The 26,025-nt window shown below is 71.5% G+C and carries 16 protein-coding genes; 10 read left to right on the top strand and 6 right to left on the bottom strand.

What is annotated here, in order from left to right; all coding sequences use genetic code 11:
• Positions 1–261: 261 nt before the first annotated feature.
• From ABZ470_RS40190 to ABZ470_RS40180, 3 genes are all read left to right on the top strand, one after another.
• Positions 262–714, top strand: coding sequence for a VOC family protein (locus ABZ470_RS40190; RefSeq protein ID WP_352015760.1), 453 nt, complete (start codon positions 262–264; stop codon positions 712–714).
• A 96-nt stretch (positions 715–810) separates the two neighbouring features.
• Positions 811–2,049 carry an MFS transporter gene (locus ABZ470_RS40185; protein ID WP_362918344.1) on the top strand — a complete coding sequence of 413 codons (1,239 nt, stop codon included), beginning with the start codon at positions 811–813 and terminating at the stop codon, positions 2,047–2,049.
• A gap of 209 nt (positions 2,050–2,258) precedes the next feature.
• On the top strand, positions 2,259–2,474 hold the full coding sequence (locus tag ABZ470_RS40180) for a hypothetical protein (protein WP_362918342.1): 216 nt from the start codon (positions 2,259–2,261) through the stop codon (positions 2,472–2,474).
• A gap of 2 nt (positions 2,475–2,476) precedes the next feature.
• Here ABZ470_RS40180 and ABZ470_RS40175 read toward each other — a convergent pair whose 3' ends face one another.
• The 3 genes from ABZ470_RS40175 to ABZ470_RS40165 all read right to left on the bottom strand — a co-directional run bounded on the left by ABZ470_RS40175 (position 2,477) and on the right by ABZ470_RS40165 (position 5,294).
• Positions 2,477–3,538 carry a right-handed parallel beta-helix repeat-containing protein gene (locus ABZ470_RS40175; RefSeq protein ID WP_362918340.1) on the bottom strand — a complete coding sequence of 354 codons (1,062 nt, stop codon included), beginning with the start codon at positions 3,536–3,538 and terminating at the stop codon, positions 2,477–2,479.
• Between the two features lie 213 nt (positions 3,539–3,751).
• On the bottom strand, positions 3,752–4,549 hold the full coding sequence (locus ABZ470_RS40170) for a GNAT family N-acetyltransferase (RefSeq protein WP_362918338.1): 798 nt from the start codon (positions 4,547–4,549) through the stop codon (positions 3,752–3,754).
• A 49-nt stretch (positions 4,550–4,598) separates the two neighbouring features.
• Positions 4,599–5,294 (bottom strand): FCD domain-containing protein, encoded by a 696-nt coding sequence (locus ABZ470_RS40165; protein WP_362918336.1) that lies wholly within the window; start codon positions 5,292–5,294, stop codon positions 4,599–4,601.
• Between the two features lie 172 nt (positions 5,295–5,466).
• Between ABZ470_RS40165 and leuA the strand changes: the two genes are divergently transcribed.
• A complete protein-coding gene (gene leuA / locus ABZ470_RS40160; protein WP_362918390.1) occupies positions 5,467–7,212 on the top strand; it encodes a 2-isopropylmalate synthase in 1,746 nt (581 codons plus the stop codon).
• Between the two features lie 151 nt (positions 7,213–7,363).
• Here leuA and ABZ470_RS40155 read toward each other — a convergent pair whose 3' ends face one another.
• Positions 7,364–8,143 carry an IclR family transcriptional regulator gene (locus tag ABZ470_RS40155; protein ID WP_362918334.1) on the bottom strand — a complete coding sequence of 260 codons (780 nt, stop codon included), beginning with the start codon at positions 8,141–8,143 and terminating at the stop codon, positions 7,364–7,366.
• Positions 8,144–8,575: 432 nt separating this feature from the next.
• On the opposite strand from ABZ470_RS40155, the gene ABZ470_RS40150 reads away from it, so the two are divergent.
• Complete coding sequence (locus ABZ470_RS40150; RefSeq protein ID WP_362918332.1) at positions 8,576–10,960, top strand: M4 family metallopeptidase; 2,385 nt, start codon at positions 8,576–8,578, stop codon at positions 10,958–10,960.
• A 123-nt stretch (positions 10,961–11,083) separates the two neighbouring features.
• On the opposite strand, the gene ABZ470_RS40145 is transcribed toward ABZ470_RS40150, so the two are convergent.
• Positions 11,084–12,109, bottom strand: coding sequence for a zinc-binding alcohol dehydrogenase family protein (locus tag ABZ470_RS40145; protein WP_362918330.1), 1,026 nt, complete (start codon positions 12,107–12,109; stop codon positions 11,084–11,086).
• Positions 12,106–12,777, bottom strand: a complete 672-nt coding sequence (locus ABZ470_RS40140) for a pyridoxamine 5'-phosphate oxidase family protein (RefSeq protein WP_362918328.1) — start codon at positions 12,775–12,777, stop codon at positions 12,106–12,108. The genes ABZ470_RS40145 and ABZ470_RS40140 overlap by 4 nt, the downstream gene beginning before the upstream one ends.
• A gap of 651 nt (positions 12,778–13,428) precedes the next feature.
• Here ABZ470_RS40140 and ABZ470_RS40135 point away from each other — a divergent pair.
• The 5 genes from ABZ470_RS40135 to fdh are packed head-to-tail and all read left to right on the top strand — an operon-like array spanning position 13,429 to position 25,962.
• Complete coding sequence (locus ABZ470_RS40135) at positions 13,429–15,267, top strand: DUF4407 domain-containing protein (protein WP_362918326.1); 1,839 nt, start codon at positions 13,429–13,431, stop codon at positions 15,265–15,267.
• A 17-nt stretch (positions 15,268–15,284) separates the two neighbouring features.
• A complete protein-coding gene (locus tag ABZ470_RS40130; RefSeq protein WP_362918324.1) occupies positions 15,285–17,936 on the top strand; it encodes a hypothetical protein in 2,652 nt (883 codons plus the stop codon).
• Complete coding sequence (locus ABZ470_RS40125; RefSeq protein ID WP_362918322.1) at positions 17,933–21,352, top strand: hypothetical protein; 3,420 nt, start codon at positions 17,933–17,935, stop codon at positions 21,350–21,352. Before ABZ470_RS40130 ends, ABZ470_RS40125 begins: the two co-directional genes overlap by 4 nt.
• Before the next feature lie 19 nt (positions 21,353–21,371).
• Positions 21,372–22,718: a hypothetical protein gene (locus ABZ470_RS40120; protein ID WP_362918320.1), complete on the top strand. Its 1,347-nt coding sequence runs from the start codon at positions 21,372–21,374 to the stop codon at positions 22,716–22,718.
• 52 nt (positions 22,719–22,770) lie between these two features.
• On the top strand, positions 22,771–25,962 hold the full coding sequence (fdh, locus tag ABZ470_RS40115; RefSeq protein ID WP_362918318.1) for a formate dehydrogenase: 3,192 nt from the start codon (positions 22,771–22,773) through the stop codon (positions 25,960–25,962).
• The last annotated feature ends 63 nt before the right edge of the window (positions 25,963–26,025 follow it).

Here is a 26,025-nt window from a genome sequence, read left to right as displayed (position 1 = left end):
CGCGGAAAGAGCGGGTGGTCGGAATCGTCCCCGTCGCGGTCCCCACCGGCTGATGCGCTTGCTCGCCACGCCGCTCCTGCCTCGCTCGTATTCCGTCCGCGCGCCGAACGAGCGCACGGGCGGGCCGCTCCCACGGCGCAGGCCGGCCTCTTCCGCCGCGCGGGGGTGAGGCGAGCCCTACCCCAGGCGTTCCGGCGTGTGGCCGGGGAAGGACCACCCACATCGGCTGTACGGCGCGAGGGAGGGTCCAAGGAGGGGCGGATGCCGGAGAAGAGACTCACCAGAGCACGCTGGACGCACGTCGCCCTGCCCAGCGGCGATCTGGACGAGGCGATCGAGTTCTACACCACGATGACCCCGCTGGTCGTCGTCTCCCGGCACGAGGACGACCAGGGACGCAACGCCTGGCTGTCCAACGAGGGGCAGGTCGAGACGCCCTTCGTGCTCGTGCTGGTGGAGTTCGCCGCCGACCGGGGCAGGCGGCAGCCACAGTTGTTCCCGTTCGCGCACCTCGGCATGGAGGTGCCCGAACGTGAGGACGTCGACCGCGCGGCGACCGAGGGGAGAAGGCGGGGCTGCCTGCACTGGGAGCCCATGGACCTGCCCCCGCCGGTCGGTTACGTCTGCGCGTTGCGCGACCCGGACGGCAACGTCGTGGAGATCTCCCACGACCAGCGCGTCTTCGAGGAGGTCCGCACCGTCTGGGGGGACTGACCCTCTCCGCCGGTGTCACCGGTCTGGCATCGTGGCACCGGACAACCCGGGCGAATCAGCGGGAACGCCGGAGCCCGGCGGGGGAGAAGGGGAGCCATGACAGGCGGCGTGGAGGAGACGACGGCTCAGGAGGGGGTCCACGGAACGGCCCGGGGGAGGGGCCGGGCGGAGATCGTGACGACGGTGGTCGCGGTGACCGCCGTCGTCGCGCTGTCCCTGAACCTGCGCCCCGCCCTGGCCGGGTTCTCCCCGCTCGCCGGGGAGGCCGGGACCGAGCTGGGGCTGGGCGCGGGCGCGATCTCCCTGGTGACCACGCTGCCGCTGGTGTGCTTCGGGGTCTTCGCCCTGTTCGCCCCCGCGCTCAGCCGAAGGTTCGGCGCCGAGCGGGCGCTCATGGCGACGATGCCCCTGCTCGCGGCGGGCATCCTGCTGCGCGGCGCGGGCGCGACCACGGCCCTTCTCCTCGGGACCGTCCTGGTCGGGATCGCCATCGCCATCGGCAACGTGCTGCTTCCCGGCGTGGTCAAGAGGCGCTTCCCCACGGCGACCGGGGCGATGACCGGCCTGTACGCCTCCGCGATCGGCGGCGGCGCGATGCTCGCCGCCGCCCTGGCCAAACCGCTGGACGACCTGACACACGGCTGGCGCCCGGCCCTGGCGGTGTGGGCGCTGCCCGCCCTGGCCGCCGCGGTGCCCCTGGCGCTTCTGGCCCGCGCCACCCCGCGCGGCGCCGTGACCGTACCGGGCTCCCAGGTCACGCAGGAGGCGGACGCCGGTCGGCGGCCGGTGCGGCGGCTGACCACGGCGGCGCTGGCGGTCTTCTTCGGGCTGCAGTCGGTCGTCTTCTACGTCGTGCTCGCCTGGCTGCCCCGCGTCCTCACCGAGGCGGGGACCGCCCCGGCCGACGCGGGGTTGCCGCTGTCGTTCGTCCAGCTCGTCAGCCTGCCCACGGGCCTGACGGTGTCGATCCTGGCGCGTACCTCCCGGAGCCAGGCGTGGTACGCCGCGGCCTGCGGGGTCGCGGGCGCCGCCGGGTTCACGGGGCTGCTGGTCGCACCGGGGGCGGCGCCGTACGCGTGGGCGCTCCTGCTGGGGCTCAGCGTCGCCTCGTTCCCGCTGGCCCTGGCCATGATCACAGCCAAGGCGGGCGGGCCCTCGCACGCCGACCGGCTGTCGAGCGTGGTGCAGGGCTGCGGTTATCTCATGGCCGCCGCCGGTCCGCTGGCCGCGGGACTGCTGCGGGACGCGACCGGCACGTGGACGGCGTCGCTGGCCTTCCTGCTCGTCATGGCCGTTCTCCTGGCGCCCGTCGGCTGGTTCGCCGCCAGGCTCTGACCCGCCGCCGGGCCGGCGTTCCTGCGTCCAGCGGGCGGTGAACACACGACCGTCATCGTGGCCGCGTGTTCAGGCCTCCGCTGAAATTCCCGCGGAGGCCGTTTCACGGAAGACACGCTCTAATCGAATGACAAAAGGTTATGGTCACGGCCCCCTCCGGGCCCGGAGAACACTCCCTTCCTCTCACACGCGCGCATTATCATGCGGCAATGACAGACATGAGAAACGGCGTCTGCGCGGCCTGCGGAGGCGAGGAGATCTACACCGCGTCGACCCGTCTGGAGACTCCGACCGCTCTGTTCGGGATGCTCCACACCGAGAAGGTGGATCTCTATGCCTGTGTCTCCTGCGGATTCCTCCAGACCTTCCTCGACCGTACGGACGACCAGGCCCGGTGGATGCGCAACTCCTGGAAACGGGTCTGAGGTCAGGAGCAGTTCAGGCCGGGGTCGTTCCTGGGGCCGCACGGGCCGTGGTTGCCTCCGCCGTCGGTCACCTCGCCCGCCCGTCCCCAGATGAGGAACCCGCCGTTGTCCGTGCCGTCGTTGCGGGCCAGTTCGACCGGCGCCTGTTCGGTGCCGGAGACGTGGACACCGTCCTTGATGGGGTCGCCGTCCCTGTCGACGGCGCCGAGCGGTGCCAGGCCGTTGTGCACGAAGGTGTTCCCGCTGACCGGGTAGGGGGTGACCCCGGTGAAGCGGATGGGGTCGATGAGGATTCCGGCCACCCGGTTGCCCTCGAACTTGTTGCCGCTCACCGACACGTTGGAGAAGCTGACCCAGAAGGTCATGCCGTAGCGGTTGGCCTTGAAGACGTTGTTCTCGACCCTGTTCGGGGCGCCGGTCGAGTGCTCGGCACGGAAGCCGACCTGGGCGTTGGTGAAGACGTTGTCGGTGTAGAGGTTGTCGTTGCTCCGCTCGGTCAGGTTCACCGGGAAGCCGTCGAAGAGGTTGCCGCTGAAGACGTTGGAGCCGCTCTCGGCGAGTTCAAGGTAGCCGTTGCTCAGCACGCTGCCCTTGACCGTCCACCCGTGCCCGTTCGTCCCCTGGAGCCGTCCGTGCACGGTGCACCGGTCGATCGTCAGGACGGAGGAGCCGGTCACGTCGATCCCCTCGGCCAGGCAGGCGGAACGCGGGCCGACCAGGGTCAGGGAGGCGGCCTGGTCCGCGCTCAGCGCGTTGCCTGCGAACCTCACCCTGGAGAAGACGGCCGCGCCGCCGACGACCTCGGCCCCCAGGCGGAACCCGCTGATCACGCCGTCGTGTACGGCGACGCCCTTCCTGTCGCCGACGGCGACACCCCTGCCGGTACCGTCTCCGGCGATGCTGTGGCCCGCGAGGTCGACGGTCACGCCGTCCGCGCCGATCGTCAGCCCGTCACCGGCGCAGTTCAGGTCTCGGGTGAGGGTCACGTCCGAGGTCAGTACGGCGCCGCAGCCGACCTCCTCGTCGGCCGCGGCCGAAGGCGAGGGCACGGCCAGCGCGGCCATCAGGGCCAGGGTGAAGGCGGCCGTTTTTAAAACGTGCCTTTTCCCCGGTTCTTTTCCATAATTCACGGTGGTCTCTTCTCTTTTTTGGGCGGATCGTCCGGGCGTTTTGGCCGGGCCGATGCGAATTCCTTGACCGAAGAACGCGCAAGGCCAAAGACTGCATGATCCGCGCTGATTCGAGAAGTCAGAAAACCTGTGCCGCCAATGCCGTCGTTAAAGCTTTTCCGCTACTGGATCGGAAACGCCGGACGCCTTCTCCCGGCGGGCGACGCGGTAGTGGTAGGCGCACACCTCCTCGAAGCCCGCCCTTCCGTACAGTCGCAGGGCCGGGGCGTTGCCCGGCTCGACCTGTAGGTACATGCGGGCCGTTCCGCGTTCTGCGGCCCAGCGGGCCAGCGCGGCGAGTACCCCGCGGGCCGCGCCCCTTCCCCTGGCCCCGGGGAGGGTGGCCATCCCGAACACCCCGGTCCAGCCGGTGTCGGCGACAGCCCTGCCGACCGCGACGACCCCGCCGCCGGTCACCGCGCAGGCGTAGGCGCACGGCAGGTCCAGGCGGGTGAGCATGTCCCACTCGGCACGGGAACCGCCCCGGCCGTTCACGGCCTGCCAGGTTCGGAACCACTCCGCTGTCGGCCGCTCGTCCAGCCGTATCCGAAGCGGGGCGTCCCCGAGGCGCTCCAGTACCCGTGTGGTGGGCGCGGCCTGTAACGACACCGCGTTCACCCTGAGGTAGCCGCGCTCAGCCAGGAGGGGGTCGAGGTCTCCGGGACACGCCGGGCTGATCTGGAAGCGCGATCTCGTACGGTGACCGGCGTAGAACGCCTCCGCCTCGACGATTCCCCGTGTGAGGTCACCGGGACCGGGGTCGCCGTGGGGCAGCACCGTTCCCGCCCACCAGGAGGGGCCACGGGTGTGGCGCAGCGACCACTCTCCGAGGGGTCTGACGTGCTCGACGGGCAGGGCGCGGGCCGCTCTCTCCTGCAGCTCCCTCACCGGCCTCTCACCGTCCACGGCGACGCACCTCCTCGCCGCGACACCTTAACCGGGACCGTCCTGGCGATCAGTCGTTCGCGTTTCTCAGCAGGGTCAGGTTGTGTTCGACCTCCTGCCGCATGATCTCGCTCGCCCGTCCGGCCTCGCCTCGCCGTACGGCGTCGACCAGGGCGGTGTGGCTGTCGGCGCCGGGGTCGGGGCGGTCGTGGCGCAGGGGGAGCAGCCTGACCAGGTCGACCAGGCCGTCGCGCAGCGCGGGCTCGAAGGCGGAGAACAGCTCGGTCAGCACCGGGTTGTGCGCGGCGGCCACGACCGCGGCGTGCAGTGCGACGTCGGCGGCGACGAACTCCTCGTCGCCGCCGAGGGCCGCGGCGTGCCGGGCGGCCAGCGCGTGGTCCAGGGCGGTGAGGTCGTCGTCGTCCCTGCGCAGCGCGGCCAGCCCCGCCGCCTCGACCTCCAGCAGCGCGCGGACCTCGAAGAGGTGGACGGCCGAGGCGCGGCGCAGTGTGGTCCGCAGATCCTCGACCGGCCGGACGGCGACGACGAACACCCCGGACCCCTGCCGGGTCTGCAGCATCCCGGCCCCGGCCAGCGCGCGGATGGCCTCACGCACGGTCGAGCGGCCGACGCCGAGCTGTTTGGCCAGCTCGTTCTCTCCGGGGAGCCTGGTGCCGACCGGCCAGCGCCCCGAGGCGACCTGTTCGCGCAGCGTCCGCGCCGCCTGGTCGGCCAGCGGGCTGCGGGTCAGGGGATTCAGTGTCACCTGTCCAAACCTCTCAGGTTGTCTGAGGAGTTGTTTCGGGGTTAGTCTACCCGGCATGACACCGCGTGCTCTCCTTCTCGGCCGCCGCGGCGGGGCCTGACCTGACCGGCACCCCGTCGCGGAGTGCCGCTGTGCCGCCGGTCACCACGACGGCCCAAAGGAAACCCCCGTGATCTGGAACACCCAGCGCCCCAGCGCGATGCCCTCCTTCCGTTACCGTCCGGCGCACAAGCGCGTCCCGCTGCCGCCGGTCGAACGCGCCTGGCCTCTTCGCCGGATCGAGCACGCCCCCCTGTGGGTGCCGGTCGACCTGCGCGACGGCAACCAGGCCCTCGCCGAGCCGATGGACCCCGCCCGCAAGCGCCGCATGTTCGACCTCTTCCTCGCCATGGGGTTCAAGGAGATAGAGGTCGGCTACCCCTCCGCCAGCCAGACGGACTTCGACTTCGTCCGCCACCTGGCCGAGGAGGACCTGGTGCCCGACGACGTCACCGTGGTCGTCTTCACGGCCGCCCGCGCCGACCTGATCCGGCGGACCTACGAGTCCGTCGCGGGCCTGCGCCGCGTGGTCGTGCACATGTACACCGCGACCGCGCCGACCTGGCGCCGGGTCGTCCTCGGCCGGGAGCGCGACGAGCTGCGCGACCTCATCCTGGCGGCGGGCCGGGACGTCGCCAGGGGCGCGGACGCGATGCCGGAGGGCTCGGTGCGCTTCGAGTTCTCCCCCGAGGTCTTCAACCTCACCGAACCCGACTACGCGCTGGAGGTCTGCAACGCCATGTCGGAGCTGTGGGACGCCTGCCCGGACCGGCCGGTGATCCACAACCTCCCGGCGACCGTCGAGATCGCCACCCCCAACGTCTACGCCGACCAGATCGAGTACATGGACCGCAACCTGGCGCGCCGTGACGGCGTCATCCTGTCGGTCCACCCCCACAACGACCGGGGCACCGGCGTCGCGTGCGCGGAACTGGCCCTGCTCGCCGGGGCGCAGCGCGTCGAGGGATGCCTGTTCGGCAACGGTGAGCGCACCGGCAACGTCGACCTGGTCACCCTGGCGCTCAACCTCCACGCCCAGGGGATCGACCCGATGATCGACCTGTCCGACATCGACGGCGTCCGCCGTACCGTCGAGCACTGCAACCGCATCCGGGTCCACGAACGCCACCCGTACGGCGGGGACCTCGTCTACACGGCCTTCTCGGGAACCCACCAGGACGCCATCGGCAAGGGGCTGGCCCATCACGCCAGGCGGGCCGCCGAGCTGGGCGTCCCCGTGGAACGGGCCCCCTGGGACGTGCCGTACCTGCCGATCGACCCCGCGGACGTGGGCCGCGACTACGAGGCGGTCATCCGGGTCAACAGCCAGTCGGGCAAGGGCGGCGTCGCCTACGTGCTGCGGACGGCCCACGGCCTGGACCTGCCCCGCCGCCTGCGGATCGAGTTCTCCGGGGCGGTGCAGCGCGCGGCCGACCGCGACGGCGGCGAGATCGGCGCGGAGGGACTGTGGAACCTCTTCCGGGCCGAGTATCTCGACCGGCGGGGACCGGTGACCCTCGGTTCCTGGCGGGTGAGCGAGCCCGAGCCGGGCACGCACCTCTTCACCGGGGAGTTCCGCGTCGGCGGGAAACGGGCCGAGCACACGGGGACGGGGCAGGGGCCGCTGTCGGCCCTGACCCGGGCCCTGGCGGAGGTGGGGATCGAGATCGACGTCCTCGACTTCGCCGAGCACGCGCTGGGACAGGGCCGTGACAGCCACGCCGCCGCCTACGCGGAGTGCCGGATCGGCGGGGTGACCCGCTGGGGGGTCGGACTCGACGCCTCGGTGCTCACCGCGTCCGTGCTCGCCGTGCTCTCCGCCGTCAACGCCGTGCTCTCTCCCGAGGGCGCCCGGGACGGGGCGGCCGCCGGGAGGTGAGCCGGGCCCCGAGGGGGGGGTGGCCCGATCGGGCCACCCCCCCTCGGGACCGGGACGAATCCTTACGGACGCGGCTCTGCGGGGGCGCGGCGGGCGAGGTCGCGCTCCTCGGGGCGGGCGCTTTCGGCTCCGGCCGCTCCCCGGAAACGGGTTAGAAGTCGGTGATCCTGCGTTCCTCCGGCGGCAGCAGGAGCACTTCGAGCGCCCTGGCGCAGGCCCGCGCGTGCATGGCGAACCAGCCGATCCGCGTGTCGGTGATGACCTCCGGCGTCGAGCGCACGGCCAGCGCGTACCTGACCTGCTCCGCCCGGTCCAGGACCGGGACCGCGAGGGTCCTGATCCCGTGGGAGGACTCGCCGTCGTTGAGGGCGTATCCGGCCTTGCGTACCCGCTCTATCTCGGCGCGCAGTTCCTCCGGGTCGACGATGGTGCGTTCGGTCTGCGGACGCAGCGGGCCGAGCGCGGCGATGTCGTCCTCTCCCGGCGGGGCCCAGGCGAGCAGAACCTTCCCGAGCGCGGTCGAGTGCAGCGGCCTGCGCAGGCCCGTTCCGTCATCCGGGTCGACCGAGCCGCCGATCAGGATCACGGCGTGGGGGCCGTTGCGGATCGCCAGGTCGACGGTGGCGGAGGTGGCGTGGGCGAGCTGGCCGAGCTCCGGCGCGACCCGGTGCAGACCCCGCTGGTGGAAGGAGAGACGGCCGAGCTCCGTCATCGAGGGGCCGAGACGGTACCTGGAGGTCCGCGCGTCCTGTTCGAGGAAGCCGGTCGACACGAGCGCGCGGGCCAGCCGGTGCGCGGTCGAGGTGGACAGTCTTGTCCTGCGGGCGAGGTCGGAGGCACTCAGCGTGGGACCTCCGTCCCTGAAGCAGGCCAGCACGCTCATGGCCCGCTGTACGGCCTGCGTGCCGGACGGGACCCCGCTCTTCTCCATATTCCCACGATATAGGAAATATCCGCATGTCACCGGGTTGAGGTCCGGACTTATCGCCTGCTTTGCGTGGTTTTGTTCCCATATTATGGGATAAAGCGCATTTCCTGCTACTTTAGTGGTGAAAAACGGGAGGGTTGGTCCTCTCCTCCCGGGCATGTCCCAGGGCGGCCTGCGCGTGAGGGTGTCTGCCGCGGCAGGATGCTCAAGAAGGTATGGCGTAATGAGATGGCCCGCCGGTGACGACCGGAATCGGACGGGGCGTCCGACCCCATCAGCCATGTTTCAATGCCCCGTCGTTCTATATCGCGAAGTTATGGAAATTCGTGGGGTACTCCGCCATACCTCCTCGGTGTCAGCTTTGGTCCAGCCCAACTGTCAGGGCTCCTTGCATCCCTCTAACCCCCCAAGGGACACCGAGAGGAGTCACCCCGCGTGAATCCCAAGGTCAAACTGGGCGCGGTGGCCATGCTGGCGGCCGCAGCCATGACCACTACGTCGATCGTGAGCGCCACGAGCGCCACCGCGGCACCGGCGAACACCGCGGCCCGCACTATAACGGCGGAGGCACCCGGCTTCACCAAGCCGACCCCCCAGGGGCAGAAGAACGCCATCGCCCTCGCGGGCAAGGCCATCGCCGCCCAGGAGAAGAGCCTCGCCAAGAGTGAGGACGATGTCTTCACCCTGGAGAAGGCGACCTCGGTCGGCGGTGCGCAGTACCTCGCCTACAACCGCACCTACAAGGGGCTGCCGGTCTACGGCGGTGGCGTCGTCGTCGCCACCGACGGCGCGGGCCTGACGGTCTCGACCCTTGAGACCGCGCAGAAGACCGAGCTGAACCTGGACGTCAAGCCCTCGCTCTCGGCGCGCAAGGCCGCGAACAAGGCGCGCACCCTGGTGGCCAAGGTCGAAAGCGTCACCACGCCCAAGCTGGTCGTGCACGCCCTGGCTGAGACGGGCGCTCCCCGCCTGGCCTGGGAAGTCGTCGTCAGCGGCAGCTCCAAGACCGCCCCGAGCGTCCAGCACGTCTACGTCGACGCGCTGAACGGCTCGATCCTGAGCAACTGGGACGCGGTCAAGATGGGAACCGGTAACGGTTTCTACAACGGCCAGGTCACCATCGCCACCACCCCCTCCTACACGATGCGGGACAACACCCGCAGCGGTCTGGCGTGTGGTGGCCAGGGCGGCACGCCGTACACCAAGAGCACCGACAGCTGGGGCAACGGCCAGGGAACCAACCTTGAGACCGCCTGCGTGGACGCCTACTGGGCCGCGCAGAAGGAATGGGACATGCTCAAGGACTGGTTCAACTACAACGGCTTCAACGGCCGTGGTGGTGGCTTCCCGGCGCGGGTCGGCCTGAACCAGGTCAACGCGTTCTGGAACGGCTCCTACACCAACTTCGGCCACAACCAGGCCAACACCCAGCAGGCGACCCCGATGGACGTCGTCGGCCACGAGTACGGTCACGCCATCTACCAGTTCGCCGGTTCCGGCGGCGGTGGCGGCGGCGGCAACGAGGACGGCGGCCTCAACGAGTCCACCGGTGACATCTTCGGCGCCCTGCTCGAGCACTACGCCAACAACCCCAACGACCCCGGTGACTACACCGTCGGTGAGGAAGTCAACCTCGTCGGCCAGGGGCCGATCCGCTACATGTACAAGCCGAGCACCAACGGTGACCCGGACTGCTACAGCTCGCGGATCCCGAACACCGAGGTGCACGCCGCGGCCGGCCCGCAGAACCACTGGTTCTACCTGCTGGCTGAGGGCACCAACCCCGGTGGCGGCAAGCCGGCCAGCCCCGTCTGCGCCGGCCCGTCCAGCCTGACCGGCATCGGCATCCAGAAGGCCGGCCAGATCTACCTGGCCTCGCTGCAGCTGCGGACCACCTCCAGCCTGACCCACGCTCGCGCTCGCTCGGCGACGCTGGCCGCGGCCAAGCAGCAGTTCCCCAACAGCTGCACCGAGTTCAACGCCGTCAAGGCCGCCTGGACCGCCGTCAGCGTTCCGGCCGTCTCCGGTGAGGCCACCTGCACCATCCAGAACCCGAACGACTTCTCGATCGCGGTGAACCCGGCCACGGTGAGCGTCCAGGCCGGCGCGTCCGGCTCGGCGACCGTCAACACCGCGGTCACCGCCGGTAGCGCGCAGAACGTCGCGCTGACCGCGACCGGTGCCCCCGCCGGGACCACCGTGAGCTTCAGCCCGGCCAGCGTCACCGCCGGTCAGTCGTCCTCGGTCAGCATCGCCACCTCGGCGAGCACCCCGACGGGCAACTACACCATCACCGTCAACGGTGCGGGCAGCTCGGTCAGCCACTCCACCACCTTCAAGCTGTCCGTCACCGGCCAGCCCGGCCAGGACGACTTCTCGGTGTCGGTGAACCCGGCCTCCGCGACGGTCAACGCCGGTGGCTCGACGAGCGCCACGCTGTCCACCGCGGTCACCTCCGGTAACGCGCAGAACGTCGCGCTGAGCGCCAGCGGCGCCCCCTCCGGGGTCACCGTGAGCTTCAGCCCGGCCAGCGTCACCGCCGGTGGGTCCTCCACGGTCAACATCTCCGCCTCCTCCAGCGTCCCGGCTGGTAACTACACCATCACCCTCACGGGCACGGGTGCCTCCGCCGCCCACGGCACCAGCTTCGCGCTGACCGTCAGCAGCGACCCGGGCGGCACCACCTGGCAGGAGTGGAAGCAGTACAACGCCGGTGACGTCGTCACCTACAACGGCGCCAGCTACCGCTGCCTCCAGAGCCACACCTCCCTGCCCGGCTGGGAGCCGCCGAACGTTCCGGCCCTGTGGCAGGCGATCTAGTCTCTGACTGATCGTTCACACAACTGAAGACCGGGTACGGCGGGCGGGCATGGCCGCCCGCCGTACCTCTTTTCCAGGAACGGTCACACGCCCCAGGGCGGGTGACCGTTTCGCGTGGGCGGGTCAGCGCAGCAGTACGGCGGCGCCCTCGACGCGGTCGGCGGCCAGGTCGGCGAGCGCCCGGTCGGCGGCCTCGAAGGGATAGGCGACGGTCGTCACCTCGGGGGGATGTCCGGCGGCGAGCTCCAGATAGGCCCGCGCGTCGGCGCGGGTGTTGGCGGTGACGCTGCGCAGCGTCCGCTCCTGGAACAGGTGACGCCGGTAGTCCAGCACGGGGATGTCGCTGAGGTGGATGCCCGCGACGGCGAGGGTGCCGCCCCGGTCCAGGGCTTCGAGCGCGACCGGCACCAGCTCTCCGGCGGGTGCGAACAGGATCGCCGCGTCCAGTGGCTCCGGCGGGGCCTGCGCCGCCCCGGCCGCGGAGGCGGCCCCCAGCCGCAGCGCCAGCTCGCGGGCCCGCGCCGAGCGGGTCATGACGTGCACGGTCGCGCCCTGCGCCACGGCCAGTTGCGCGGTCAGGTGCGCCGAGGCGCCGAAACCGTAGACGCCGAGCCTGCCGCCGGGGGGCAGGTCGCTGCGGAGCAGGGCACGGTAGCCGATGATCCCGGCGCACAGCAGCGGGGCGAGTTTCTCCGCGGACGGCCCCTGCGGCAGCGGGTGGACGTAGTCCTCGGGGGCGGTGAGGTATCCGGCGTAGCCGCCGTCGGCGTCCCAGCCGGTGTAGGTGGACGACGGGCAGAGGTTCTCCGCCCCTCTGAGGCAGTGGCGGCAGCGCCCGCAGGTCGAGCGGAGCCAGGCCACGCCGACCCGGGTGCCGAGTGGCAGCCGGGAGGCCCCCTGGCCGTGCCCGGCCACCCGGCCGACGACCTCGTGGCCGGGTACGGTCCCCGGCCGCCTGGGGGGCAGGTCCCCCTCCGCCAGATGCAGGTCGGTACGGCAGACGGCGCACGCCTCGACCTCGACCAGCACCTCACCGGGACCCGGTTCCGGGACGGGCAGCCGGACCCGCTCCAGGGGGCGCGTGGCCATCGGCCCAGGGCGGGAGACGATCCAGGCGTCCATCTCGGCCGGGCTCCCGCCCAGGGTCACGGGGTGTTCCTGATGCGCCGCCCGGTGATCTCCACTGGGACGATCTTGATGTACAGGTCGCGCTCTCCGCCCGCCCAGGGGGCGACGCCGGACTTGGCCGCCGCCTCCCGTTCCTCGCCGGTGACGTGGTGGGCGCCCCCGCGGGCCAGCACACTCCAGCCCTCGTGGTTGACGTCGTCGATCCGGTCGACCTCGAACGCGATCTTGAACTCGACGCCCCGGACACCCGTGCGCAGGCTCTCGTCCAGGGTGCCGCCCAGGGAGGTACGGAAGATCACCGCGCCCTCGCGCAGCACGTAGTTGACCGGCAGGATCGCGGGACCGCCCGCCTCCTCGAAGGCCACCCTGCCGACGCCTCCCGGGGCGATGAGCCGCAGGCACTCCTCGGTCCCCAGGGGTTCGAGACGGGCATGGGGGCCGGGAGCCCCGTGGCCGGGCGGCAGGTCGACGGTGCCGCCGAGCAGTTCCTCCGGGCTCGTGTCCAGGGCGGCGGCCAGCCGTCTGACGGTCTCCGCGGTCGGGGAGGCGGTCGTCTCCTCCAGATAGCCGAGGTATCCGGAGTCGATCCCGGCCAGCGCGGCCAGCCGTTCGCGGGTCATGCCGAGCTCCTCGCGTCTGCCGGTCACCCGTCGGCCCAGGTCGCCGGGTGCCGTCGCACGTTCGGTCATCGCAGTCTCCAATGGCAGGTGAGGGGCGTCCGGGGCTCCGGCGCGCTCTTTCTGCCTGCCTCCCCCCGGTGGGCCGCCCTAATCCGGCCCCGGCTCCGTGGCAGGGGGCATGGGGGTCTCGCAAAATCTACATTGTAAAGCGAGGGGGTCCTGTCGATTGGAGAAAGGCCGCCGGGGTCGCGCCCGGAACGCGACGGCCGGGTATCCTGTAATGCCACTTTTGGTAATTATGGTGATGTACGTTCTTTTTGAACGGCTTCGTAGTGCCAGGCATGCGGTGTGACCTGCGTCGTGAGGCTTCTCCGCGCGTCCCGGCCCTCTTGGGGGTAGAGTCCGGAGAAGTGGTGATTTGCGGCTTTTGGTGAGCAAGGTTCTGGGCCACGCCCTGGAACTCTTCCCGGGGGTCCCTCGTTTGGGGTAAATGTGGGCCGTACTATAAACCCTCATATATATGCATTAGATCGGTGGGCATATTGCATTGTTCCGGCATGGGCCCCGGGGCGGCCGCACGGAGCGGTGACCGGGACCGGCAGGTGCCTGGGCAGGGCGAGGGGCGGCCTCCGGCGAGGACGGCCGGGGGCCGGACGCCGGGAAGCACGAGACCGGGCCCCACGATGGATTCGACACCGGACCTGAGGTGCTGCTGAGCCGATGACGGAAGACAACCGGTTCCGTGACTACGCCGCGCCGGGGGGCGACTTCACCTGGTCGCCGCCCTCGCGCAACGGTCAGAGCCCCCCGAACCCCCCGGCCTCTCAGGAAGACGAGACCCAGCCCGTGCGGGTGGGCACCGTGCTCACCGGCGGCGACTCCGGCGTCGAGCCCGCGGACGGGAACGGGCCCGCGGACGGGAACGGGGACGGGCGGGAGAGCGGTCCTGAGCATCCCCTGCCCGGCGGTCCCAACGGGACACGCGCCTACCGGAGCCCGGCAGGTCGCCGGGCCGCCTCCGGCGTGGGCGAGCCGGACGACGCGGTGCCGGGCGCGGCGCAGGCCCCGACGACCCCGGAGCCGAGCCCGGGCTCCTACTACAGCGAGTGGACCGCCAACGACCCGACGGACGTGTTCTCCGCGATCCGCGGCGCAGACCGCGATGCCGGCCGTGACCGTCCCGGCACGCGTGAGCCCGTCCACGAGGACGAGGAGGAACGCCCCCGGGGACTCGGCGCCGCCTACGAACGCCTGTCGGGATCGCTCTCCGGGAGGTTGTCCGGGCTGAGACGGCGACGGGAGTCCCCGCCGCCCACAACGCCGCAGCCGGCGCCGGTGCGTGCCCCGTCCCGGCTCGACACCGACTTCACCGGCATCACCGCCTACCGGGTCCCCCGCCTGTCGCGCCCCTTCCTGTGGTGCGCGGGCGCCGACCCCGCCCTCATCCCGAACCGCAGCGAGCTGTACCGGTACTCGACGATCGGCGTCTTCGTCTGCCTGGTCTCCTTCGTCGCCGCCACGATGTTCGCGGTCTTCGCCTCGGTCATCGGCGGTGGCTTCTCCCTGGCCGTCCTGCCGTTCGCGGCCATCTGGGGCGTCCTCATCTTCTGGGTCGACCGGTCGATCGTCGCCGAGCCGAGCTACGGCAAGGTGCTGTCCGGCACCGACGCCACCGGTCTGCTCGACCCGGTCGGCAAGGTCAGGAAGCCCGGCTGGCTGACCTACGTGATGCGTGGAGTCCTCGCCCTGGGCGTCTCCTTCGTCATCGCCGAGGCCGTGACCCTGCTCATCTTCCACTCCGAGGTCCGTGACCAGCTCGCCTTCAACCAGAACGCGCGCGCCGACCGGCTCGACGCCACGTTCAAGGCGGCCGACCAGGACAAACGCAAACAGCTCGATGCCAAGTACGACCGGGTCGAGCTGTGCGCGACCGCCAGGAGCAAGGAGAAGGTGCGCGACGCCGCGCTGAAGAAGAAGCAGGACGAGTCGCTCGGCAGGAGGGGCGAGGGGCTCAGCGGCACCGTCGGGTTCGGCCCGATCGCCACCAAGCTGGAGGCCGACTACAACAAGGCCCAGCGGGAGTACGTCACGGCCCAGGGCAGGTGCGACCTGGCCCGCGACTCGGTCAGCAGGGAGTTCAAGGTCTACGAGGGCCAGGAGCGAGCGAACCGGGAGGCCGAACGCGCCGACGTGCGCAGGAACGTCGGCTGGGTCGCCCAGGAGCAGGCCCTGCACGACTTCATCGACAACAGCGGCAGCGCCGTCGTCGTCGCCCTGCCGTGGGTGCTGCGGGTCACCATCCTGCTGCTCGACCTGCTGCCGCTCAGCGTCAAGCTCTTCGGCGGCCCGACCGTCTACGAAAGGCGGCTGCGCGAACTGGCTTACAGCCAGGCCTACGAGACGCAGCGCCTGCGCGACTCGCACATCGCCAAGATCGACATGAGGTACGACCTCGACCGGTTGAACACACGGGACAGCTACGACCGGGGACGCGAGGACATCCGCGGCCCTGGCCGGAGCGTCTCGGGGACCCGGATCGACCGCAATCCATCTCCTTGAGAACCTGAGGAGTCTCGTTGACCGATTTCCACGCCGGGCAGGGCGGATCGGCCTCCTCATCCGCCACCGGCCACCGTACGGCGATCGCCCGCTACCGCGAGCTGGCCGACCGGGCGATGACCGCGCTCGGCCAGGAGGACGTCCCGCAGGCGGCGGCCTTACGCCAGGCCCACGACCGGGCCGCGGGACTGGCCGTGAAACTGAGGGAGCGCTGCGCGAAACCCGTCTCGGTGGGGATCGTCGGAGAGTACAGCGCGGGCAAGTCCATGTTGCTCGGCACGTTGCTCGGCGCCCCCGGGCTGCTGCCGGTCTCCGGTTCGCCCACCACGGGGAACGTGACGGTGCTGCGCGTCGAGCCCGCCCCGCCGGGCGAGCCGACCCGGGTGCGCGCGGCCAGGATCGAGTACCTCACCCGTGACGAGCTGGCCGAGACGGTCGGCTACATCATGGACGAGCTGGTCAGGACCGTGCAGCGGGCCGGAGGCGGCAGGGACGTCTCCGCGCTGGGCGGCTACAACCCCGTCAGGGACGGCTGGGACGTCCTGAACCGGTGGGCGGAGAACACGCTGGACTGGGCGGCGATGGAGAACTCCAGGCTGCTGGGCATCACGCTCGAACTGACGAGGATCCGTGACGCGCTCAGACTCGCCGGGGAGTTCGTGCTCGACGGCCACACGGGGCTGACCCTGCCGGTCGAGCCGGACATGCTCCGCCAGGCGCTCGACATCGAGGACATCAGGGACCTGCCGCGCGCCTTTCCCAGGACCGCGCAGGGCTTCCCCCTCTCGCCCCGCGACCCGCTGACCGCCCAGACCCTGCGGACCACCTTCACCCTGATCCGCAGGGTGGTCTGCCAGGTCTCGGTGGCCCAGGGGGACTGGGCGGGGCCGCTGCCAGGGGACGGCACCGCGGCGGAGCTGTGCGACCTTCCCGGGCTGGGCGCGACCGCGGTCCGCGACGAGTACCTCAGCGTCAGGGAACTGGACGAGATCGACGCCATCGTGATCGTGCTGCCCTCGCACCGGGCCGAGCGTGACGACGCGCGGCAGTTCTACTCGCTGCTCGAACGCAACCGCAGGGGCAAGGGCGCGCTCAGCGAGTCGATCCTGGTCGCGGCCAACTGCTTCGACCTGCTGCAGCCGCCGGACGTCCCGTTCGCGGGCGTGGCCGACCTGGTGGCCTCCTCCCGTGACCTGTCCTCCCTGCACCGGATGGCCACCACGCTCAACGGGCGCAGGGAGGACCGGGTGGCCTTCACCTCCTCGCTCGTCGCGATCGCCGCCCAGGGCCTGCCGTACGAGACCGGCGGTGAGGAGGGGGAGAAGATCACCGCGTCGCTCGGCGCCGCCGGGGCGCAGGCGGAGCGGTGGAAGCGGATCGCCGCGGACCTGGTCCTGACCGATCCGGGCCACCCGTACACCGCGGCGTTCGGCGGGTTCGGGCGGGACGGAGGCGTCGCGGGGCTGCGGGACATGCTGGACCGGCACGTGCGGACCTACGGCGTGTTCCTCAAGCACGAGGCGGTCGTGCCGATCGCCACCGACCTGCTGGCGGCGCTGCGGGCGCTGGACCGGATGCTGCGCCCGGCGCTCGGCGGCGCCCAGGCGGGGGTGCGTGACACGGGCTCGCTGACCGCGCTGTTCCGGATGATCGAGGAGGAGACCTCCCACACGGTCAGGTCGCTGGGGCTGCTGGCCGACCCGGAACGCCTCGCGGCCGACGGCACGCAGGTCGTCCCCGGCGGCTCCGCGGTCCTCGACCTGGCGCGGGCGGGCGCCACCTACGACGTGTTCACCTGGCGGGAATGGCAGCAGTACCGGGACCGGGTCGGTGACGACGGCCGGATCGGGCCGCCGCTCGGCGGGGGGCGGGCGGCGGGGGGCCGGGGCTTCGGCGTGGCGCGGCGCATGCCGACCGAGGCCGACGCGACCGCCCCCGACACCACGGAACGGCTCTTCGCCAGGTTCGAGCCCACCTGCGTCAGGGCCGTCGGCGAGGCCAGGGAGATCTACCTGGAGGCCGTCGCCGCCTGGGCGGAACGGCGCCACCGGGAACTGGCCCACGTGCGCGAACGGCTGCGCGCCCCGGACACGGCGGAGTCCGTCGGGCGGCTGCTGGCCGCGCTCGACCCGGAGGACGACGGCCAGGCGCGCGGGCACAACCTGCTCAGCCTGGTCTCGATGGACTGGCTGCCCGACGCGGCGGCGGGCCTGCTGCCGGTGCCCGTCCCGCCGTCCAACGGGGACCGCTCCCACGGGGACCCCCAGGGAGGCTCCTATGGGGACTCCTACGAGGACAGGGAACGGATCGCCGAGCGGTTCCCGCTGCGGACCGCGCAGGCGCTGCCCTGGAACGGCGGACGCCGCAACATCGCCGGGGACGCGGGGGCCAGGATCGTCACCCACCAGATGAACATCTTCCGGGTGCGCGGCGACATCGTCGCGGCGGTCGGCCACCACGTACGGCGTCATCTGCTGGCCGACGCGGTCCGGCTGGGCCGGGAACTGCGCGTGGAGCTGCAGGAGCTGCGTGAGGCCGTACCGGCTGAGGAGAGCGTGCGGCGCCTCACCCGGCGGGGGACGCACGAGGGCGGACGGGCCCCGGCGGGCGGCCCGGTCCGTGACCTGCTCGACGAATGGGACGCAAAGCCCGGAGGTAACGCCCGATGACCGTGCGCCTGCTGTTCGCGGGACCCAACGACGGCGAGGGGGACGACGAGACCTCAGCCGGTGTGTTCACGATCTTCGAGGTGAACGGGGAGTACCGCCTGCCCGACGTGTTCGCCGAACCGGACGGGGTGGCGAACGCCGTGGACGTCCACGGGCCGGGGCCGCAGCCACCGGGCGACGAACTGGCCGCGCGGATCGCCGAGCTGTACACGCTTCCCGGCTGGCGCCCGCGCCCGATGCCGGGACGCTACCTGCTCGTCCAGGGGCCCGCCGTCCCGGCCGCCGACCTCGGGCTCGGCGGTGAGCGGACCGTCAGGATCGCCTGGTGGATCGGCGAGGCGGGATCGGCGCCCAGGGAGTTCACGCTCGAACTGCGGCTGATGCCGCCGGGGGCGCGTCCCTCCAGGAGCGGCGTCAACCGGGACGCCACCCGGCGGGTCGCCCCGATCGGTGAGCCCCGGCGGCACGTGAGCTTCTTCGGGCACGCGGCGGTCGACTTCGGCACCTCCTCCTCGACCGTCACGCTGTACGACAGGACGGGCGGCAAACGCGTCGAGATGGACGAGCAGCAGTTCGAGGTGCTGCTCGCCGGGTTCGACCGGCTGCTGCTCGACGGCCCCGCCGGGACGCACGAGGCCGACTGGGCGCAGGCGCGCGAGGACATCGTGCGCGGCCTGACCACCCGGCTGAACTCGCTGCTCGGCCTGTCGGGCACCGGCGACTCCGTCCGGGTCACCGTCACCAGGGAGGGCCTTGAGGTGCTCCAGCCGGGCTTCCAGCACCTGCCGGTGCCGAAGGTCCGCTACCGGGACGTGCTCTGTAAGGAGCTCGACGTGGCGATCTCCCGGATGGACGAGAAACTGGGCACGGCCTACGCCATGAGCCTCGACGGCTGCTACGCCGACGCCTTCGGCACGCCCGCGCTCGGCTCGCTGTACCTGCACCAGGTCGTCTTCGACGGTGACTCGCCGGAGATCTCCAGCGAGATCAAGGTGCTTGAGGGCTCCCCGCTGCGGGCGGTGCTCGGCGACCGGGCCGACCGGGTGACACGCGCCTACCCGGGGCTGAAGCGCGCCTTCTCCCGGCCCCGTGAGCTGCCCGAACTGCGCAGCGAGGGCGGGGCTCCGGTGACGACGGACACGTTGCTGATGCACGCCTACAACGACCTGGTCGACAAGACCATCGAGTACGGTAACGAGAAACGTTCCGCGGAGTGGGGCATCCGCGGGCTGAACCACCTCGTGCTGACCTACCCGACCACACTTCCGCCGTCGGGGCGTCGCGCGCTGGAGAAACTGGCGCAGTCCAGTCTCAGGATGGCCAGGGTGACCACGACGTTCGACGAGGCCGTCGCCGCCGCGCTGTTCTTCGTGATGCGCGACTTCGGCGGTGAGTCCGACACCGGTGTCGAACCGTTCCGTGCCAGGTCACGGCGGGTACGGCCGGGGCGCCCCGCCTGGCGGCAGAACATGCTGGTCATCGACATCGGCGGGGGCACGACGGACGTCGCGCTGTTCGCGCTGCACCTGCTCGACCGGCAGGTGCCCGCCGAGGACGTCCCCGAGGAGTTCTTCGGCCGCCACTACGTGATCCGCCCCGAGGTGCGTGGCTCGACCGGGCACCCGCAGCTCGGCGGCGACCTGCTGACCCTGCGGGTGTTCCACTGGCTGAAGGCGGAGATCGCCGACGCCCTGATGGCCCTGACCACCCGCAGCGGCGGGGACACCGCCGCCGGGAGCGCCGAGGAGGAGGCGTGGCTGGGGCACTGGCCGTCCTCCCACGTCGGCGCCGACGGTGTGCCGCGCCCCATCGCCCCGGCCTTCATCGCCAACCCCGATCCGGGGCCGAGACCCGAGCGGGTCTGGACGGCGTTGCGGGAGCTGCTGCCGACGCACAGCCCGGCGCTGGCGGCGGGCGGGCGCGCCGCGCCGGGGCGGGCGTTCTTCCGGCTGTGGCAGGAGGCCGAACAGGCCAAACGGCTGCTGGGCGCGGGCCGGGAGTACACCCTGCCGAAGAACAAGCTGCAGGAGGTGCTCAACAACGTCGACGCCCGGTCGAGGCCGCCCGCGGCGCTGGTCGAACGGCTCGGGCACACCGTGGTCACCCTGCTGCCCGAGCAGTTCGAGCACCTGGCGACACCCGTGATCACCGCGGCCGTCGACATCGCGCTCACCACCTTCAGCGCGCAGCGCCGCCGGGAGCCCGAGGAGCCCATCGACATCGTCGCGTTGTCCGGCAAGACCAGCACCATGCCCCTGGTCGAACGCATCGTGGCCAGACGGCTGCGCGAGCTGACCCTGAACGCCACGGACGGGACGGACGCCGTCCCGGTTCCCCGCCTGGTCGTCGAGCGCCGCTACGCCAAGCAGGCCACCTCGATCGGCGCGTGCTGGGCGCACAGCTTCAGCCGCTACGCCGACATCGAGAGCGAGGACACGGGCGGACCCTCGGGTGAGGCCGAACGCCACGTGGACGGCCGCGAACGGCTGCGGGCGGGCCAGAACGTCGTCGGCATCGCCGTGGACAACCTGTTCCAGAGCCTGCCGTGCGACTTCTCCCTGCAGAACGCCGACACGCGGGTCGGCATGCTGCTCAACGCGGGCGACCAGCTCGACGTCGCCGACCGCACCGGCAGACTGTCGGTCCGTACGGCCTGGCGCCCGATGAAGGAGGACATCCACATCCACCGCGAGCTGGGCGGCGACCGGGGCGAGTCCATCGAGTGGGGCAGGTTCACCTTCGACAGCAGGCAGGACAGGCTCACCAGGGCCAACGTCGACTGGGGCAGGATCCGCTTCCAGATCGAGATCAACCAGGAGCTGGAACCGGTCATCCACCTGTGCCACGGCGGAAACCCCGTCTACCTCGTCGACGGCGACCACGGCGAGGTCGCGACGGCGCTGAACGGCGGACGCCGGGGCGTCCCGCTGGAGGCCACGGGGCTGCCCGCCGCCATCCACGTCAGGAGGACCCCGGACGCGCTCGACGACAGGGCGACCGTCGAGCTGTTCCCGATCCTGGCGCCGGGCGAGGAGACCCGGCGGCACCTGCGCTCCTACCTGCTGGAGAGCGGAGGCGACGGCCGGGTGTTCAGCGGGGCGATCTCCCCGGCCTGGCTGCCCCCGCCCGCCCAGGCGTACGGCGCGGCGACCTGGGAGTTCCTCTGGGTGGACGGGCGCGGCAACCTCTCCCCGCTGTTCCGGATGTCCGCGCCCCGCAGGGACGCGCACGTGCGCTACCACGTCACCCTCGACCATCTGGGGAGGCTGCGGATCCACGTCGGGTACCCCCGCTACCTGGCCGCCCGCAGTCTCACCGACCTGGCCGACTACCCCGGCGCGGTGTTCACCTCCCCGATGGAGCCGGGGGAACCGTTCGGCAAACCGGAGTGGGAGCCCTTCACCGGTGACCACTGACCTTCGACAGGACGACTCCATGCGAACGCTCGACGATCTGCTCGAACCCCTGCTCGGCCTGGACGGGCGGCCGGCGCCGTTCGCCGGGCCGTTGCGTGACCTGCTGCGCGACGTCGTCACCCGCCTGGACACCCACCTCGACCAGCGGGCCGCGCAGGTGCCGACCGACCTCTACCTGCGGGGACAGGACCTGATCGGCCGGCTGCGCACCGTCTGCCGGGTGCCGGGCAGGCAGGTGCACTGGGCGGTGCAGGCCGAACTGGACGACGCGGCCAGCCCGCTGCGGGTGCCGCTGTGGAGCGCGCTCGGCGACCTGGCCGGGCAGCTGATCATCCTGCTGCACAGGGACGGCCCCCGGCAGCGGGAGGAGGCGGACGGCGACCTGGTGCTCGGCCTGGTCGGCGTGCTGCTCGGCCTGACGCACCCCGCCCCGCACCAGGAGTCCCGCAGGGAACCCCCGGCCGCTGTGGAGCCGGCCGAGCCCGTGGAGTCCGTGGAACCCACGGCCCCCGTCGCGGCGCCCGTCGAGGAGACGGGCAGGAGGGGGCCCGGCGACCTGACCGTACGGCTGCGCGACGAGTACGACCGCCTCTACCAGGACAGCGTCGTCTACCTGGGCGAACCCGACGAGGCCCCGGAGACGGCCGAGGAGCTGTGGATCGGCCTGCACGTGGCCTGCCTGCGGCTGCCCGAGGCCATCGCCAGGTTCCAGCGCGAGCACTTCGCGCGGACCTTCGGCGGTGAGCCGGGCGAGGCCGTCGTCCCGGCGCTGCCGGCGATCGGCTTCCCCGGGCTCGGTGATCCCAAGGGGCCCGGCGGCGACCACTGGCGTTCGGCGAGGACCGAGAGGATGTACGACATCCTGGTGGAGATGTTCGCCGTCGCCGAGCTCGACCCGGGCGTCTACCACGGTCTCGACGAGATGGCGCGCGACGCCCAGGCCCCGATCAGGCTGGACGCCGAGACCCGGCGTCAGTACCGGGAGCGGGCGTGGACCAGGCTGCGGGAGCTCGACGAGCTGCAGCCGGGCAGCGACCTGGAGATCAGATACCTGGCCTGGGTCGACGAGGTCGTCTCCTCGTTCTTCCCGCTGCCGCTGCCCGTGCCGGACAGCTGGTGGGCCGAACGGTACCGGCGCTCCCGCGCCCTGGTGCTCGACGCGGTCAGGGCCGCGGGCGGCAAGGCCGACGTCCTGGACGGCAGGCCGTACGACAGGGCGTTGCGCGGCAGGCTCAGCGGAACCCAGATGATCATGCCGGTCGAGGAGGCCGACGCCGACCGGGTGCTGTGGACGTTGCGGCTGCCGTGGGAGTTCGGCGGCAGCGGCGAGCCCGGCCGGGTCGTCCACGGGGTACGGCGTCGCTGACATGATGGCCGTTATGGCGGTTAGTGACCGTATCGGCGGGTAGGACCGCCACGTGGCACAGGGGGGATGGATCTCCCGCTGGCCGGTTGTCCGGCAGCTCAGGGGAGAAGACGGCAGGTCGCGCGCCGCCCGTTCGGCGCGCACCGACGCGCTGCGCCCCAGGACCGAGCTGGCCGACAGCGTCACCAGGTCCGTCTGCCCCTACTGCGCGGTCGGATGCGGCCAGCTCATCTACGTCAAGGACGGCCGCGTCACCCAGATCGAGGGCGACCCCGACTCGCCCATCTCCCGCGGCAGACTCTGCCCGAAGGGCTCGGCGAGCAAACAGCTCGTCACCCACCCCGGCAGGCAGCGGCACGTACTCTACCGGCGCCCCCACGGCACCGAATGGGAGCCGCTCGACCTCGAAACCGCGATGGACATGATCGCCGAGCGGGTGCTCCGTACCCGCCGGGAGACCTGGCAGCAGCAGGAGGAGGGCAGGACGGTCCGGCGCACCATGGGCATCGCCAGCCTGGGCGGGGCGACGCTGGACAACGAAGAGAACTACCTGATGAAGAAGCTCTACACCGCCCTCGGCGCGATCCAGGTCGAGAACCAGGCCCGTATTTGACACTCCTCGACCGTCCCCGGTCTGGGGACCAGCTTCGGGCGCGGCGGCGCGACGAATTTCCAGCAGGACCTCGTCAACGCCGACTGCATCGTCATCCAGGGCTCGAACATGGCCGAGTGCCATCCGGTCGGGTTCCAGTGGGTGGTCGAGGCCAAGGCGCGGGGCGCGAAGGTGTTCCACGTCGATCCGCGCTTCACCCGCACCAGCGCGCTGGCCGACCGGCACCTGCCGATCCGCGCGGGCGCCGACATCGTGCTGCTCGGCGCGCTGATCAACCACGTGCTGGTCAACGAGCTGGACTTCCGCGAGTACGTGCTGGCCTACACCAACGCCTCGGCGATCGTCTCCGAGGACTTCAGGGACACCGAGGACCTCGACGGGCTGTTCTCCGGCTTCGACCCCGACAGCCGTAAGTACGACCCGTCGAGCTGGTCCTACGAGGGAACCGAGGAGGAACCCGCCGCCGGGCTGCGCGGCGAGCAGCTCGAAGGCGGGGCCTACCACGCGGAGGTGGCCGGTCCCGACCAGTACGGCTCCGGCGGCGCGCGGGAACAGGCCAGGCCGCCCGCCGATCCGACGCTGCGCCACCCGCGCTGCGTCTACCAGATCCTCCGGCGTCACTTCGCCCGCTACACCCCGGAGCTGGTCGAACAGGTCTGCGGCGTCTCCAGGGAGGACTTCGCCGAACTGGCCGGGGCGATCACCGAGAACTCCGGCAGGGAACGCACCACCGCCTGGGTGTACGCGGTCGGCTGGACCCAGCACACCGTGGGCGCGCAGTACATCCGCACCGCCTCGATCCTGCAGCTGCTGCTGGGCAACATGGGACGGCCGGGCGGCGGCATCATGGCTCTGCGCGGCCACGCGAGCATCCAGGGTTCGACGGACATCCCGACGCTGTTCAACATCCTGCCCGGCTACCTGCCGATGCCGAACGCCCACGGGCACGACACCCTCGACGACTACCTGCGGGGGGCCGGAGCGGAGACGGGCTTCTGGGGCAGGAAACGCTCCTACATGGTGAGCCTGCTCAAGGCGTGGTGGGGGGAGCACGCCACCCCGGACAACGACTTCTGCTTCGATTACCTGCCCCGCCTGACCGGCGACCACGGCCACTACACGACCGTGATGGGGCAGATCGACGGTACCGTCAAGGGCTACTTCGTGGTGGGGGAGAACCCGGCCATCGGTTCCTCGGGGGGCAGGGCGCAGCGGCTCGGGCTGGCCAACCTCGACTGGCTGGTCGTGCGGGACCTGACCCTCGTCGAGACCGCCACGTTCTGGAAGGACGGCCCGGAACTGGCCACCGGGGAGATGCGCACCGAGGACATCGCGACCGAGGTGTTCTTCCTGCCCGCCGCCAGCCACGTCGAGAAGGAGGGCACCTTCACCAACACCCAGCGGCTGCTGCAGTGGCGGCACAAGGCACTCGACGCGCCGGGGGACTGCCGCAGCGAGCTGTGGTTCTACTACCACCTCGGCAAGCGGATCAAGGCCGCGCTGACCGGCGACGAGATCGACCGCCCGCTGCGCGAGCTGACCTGGGACTACCCGGAGGAGGGCGAGCGCGCCGAGCCGTCCGCGCCCGCCGTGCTGCGGGAGATCAACGGCACCGGCCCCGACGGGCGGACGCTGTCTGCCTACACCGAACTCAAGGCGGACGGCTCGACCCGGTGCGGCTGCTGGATCTACTGCGGCGTCTACGCCGACGAGGTCAACCAGGCCGCCCGGCGCAGACCGGGCGACGAGCAGAGCTGGGTGGCGCCCGAGTGGGGCTGGGCCTGGCCCGCCAACCGGCGCGTGCTCTACAACCGGGCCTCCGCCGACCCCGAGGGCCGCCCGTGGAGCGAACGCAAGGCCTACGTCTGGTGGGACGCCGAAAAGGGCGAGTGGACCGGCCACGACGTGCCCGACTTCGAGCCGGCCAAGCCGCCCGGCTACCTGCCGCCGCAGGGAGCGCAGGCCGAGGACGCCCTGGCCGGGACCGACCCGTTCATCATGCAGGCCGACGGCAAGGGCTGGCTGTTCGCCCCCGCCGGCCTGGCCGACGGGCCGCTGCCCACCCACTACGAGCCGCACGAGTCACCGCTGCCCAACCCCCTGTACGGCCGGCGGGCCAACCCCGCCCGCCGCGTCTACGACCGCCCGGAGAGCCCGTACAACCCGCCTGAGTCACCACGTTTCCCCTACGTCCTGACGACCTACCGGCTGACCGAGCACCACACGGCGGGCGCCATGAGCAGGCCGCTGCCCTACCTGGCCGAGTTGCAGCCGGCGCTGTTCTGCGAGGTCTCACCGGAACTGGCCGAACTGACCGGTCTGGTCAACGGCGGCTGGGCGACGATCGTGACGACCCGCACCGCGATCGAGGCCCGGGTCCTGGTCACCCGACGCGTCCGGCCGCTGCGGTTGCAGGGCCGTACGGTCCACCAGGTCGGCCTGCCGTACCACTGGGGATGGGGCGGGGGCGGGCTGGTGACCGGCGACGCCGCCAACGACCTGCTGCCCCTCGTGCTCGACCCGAACGTCTACATCCAGGAGGGCAAGGCCGTCACCTGCGACCTGAGGCCGGGCAGGCGCCCGACCGGCCCGGCGCTGCTCGAACTGATCAGGGAGTACCGCGACCGCTGAGCGGACGGGCGGCCTGACGACCCGGGGTGTGTTCCAGTGGCCCTGGACGCGTGACGGCATTCT

Origin of the sequence: Streptosporangium sp. NPDC020072 (assembly GCF_040631445.1) — a bacterium.
Classification (GTDB): Bacteria; Actinomycetota; Actinomycetes; order Streptosporangiales; family Streptosporangiaceae; genus Streptosporangium.
Note: the sequence above shows the minus strand (reverse complement) of the source record. Positions and strands in the feature narration are given on the sequence as shown.